The organism is Gordonia sp. QH-12 (genome assembly GCF_001578675.1).
GTDB lineage: Bacteria > Actinomycetota > Actinomycetes > Mycobacteriales > Mycobacteriaceae > Gordonia > Gordonia sihwensis.
This window is the reverse complement of sequence record NZ_KQ969332.1, coordinates 1-793: the sequence shown is the minus strand read 5'-3', so window position 1 is coordinate 793 and position 793 is coordinate 1. Positions and strand designations below refer to the sequence as shown.

The following is a 793-nucleotide window of genomic DNA, read 5'->3' as shown; positions in this document are numbered from 1 at the left end:
CTTCGCGGCCGAGCTCGACCGGCCACACCGCTGATCGGTCAAGTCCCGGGTAGTGGTGTAACTGGTTGTGGTCCTTCGTAGGTGGTCAGGCGGGTAGTTGGATCAGTGGGTCGGTGTTCACCTCCGGCGTGTGGTCGGTGACGGTCAGGCGGCAACGGCTGAGCACCTCGAGGCCGAGGTAGCGGCGGCCTTCGGCCCATTCATCTGTCTGCTCGGCGAGCACTGCGCCGATGAGCCGGATGATGGCGTCGCGGTTGGGGAAGATGCCGACGACGTCGGTGCGGCGGCGGATCTCGCGGTTGAGCCGTTCGGTGGGGTTGTTGGACCAGATCTGGCGCCACACATCTTCCGGAAACGCGGTGAACGCCAGCAGGTCTTCACGGGCGTCGCCGAGGTGTTCGGCGACGTCGGGTAGCCGGTCTTCGGTGTATTCGAGCAGCCGGTCGAACTGGGCGTTCACCGCCTCTGGTGTGGGTTGGTCGTAGACGCTGTGCAGCATCGCTTTCACAGCCGGCCACATCGATTTCGGGCACACCGCCATCAGATTTGCGGCGTAGTGGGTGCGGCAGCGCTCCCAAGCGGCGCCGGGCAGGGTCGCGGCGATCGCCTCGACCAATCCCGGCATGGGCGTCAGAGGTCACCAGGCGGACTCCGCCGAGGCCGCGGGCGACCAGGTCGGCGAGGAAGGTGTTCCACGAGGCTTTGGTTTCGCTGGTGGCGACCTGCTGGAGTCGTTCATGCCGACGAGGCAGATGACGCTCGTATCTAGGGCGTGTCAGATGGTCTGTGTAAG

General features: G+C 65.6%; 1 pseudogene. It reads right to left on the bottom strand.

Features of this window, described 5'->3' with window-relative positions:
• Positions 1 to 85 precede the first annotated feature (85 nt).
• Positions 86 to 725, bottom strand: a pseudogene (locus Y710_RS18340) (transposase); the annotation flags it as partial.
• Positions 726 to 793 lie beyond the last annotated feature (68 nt).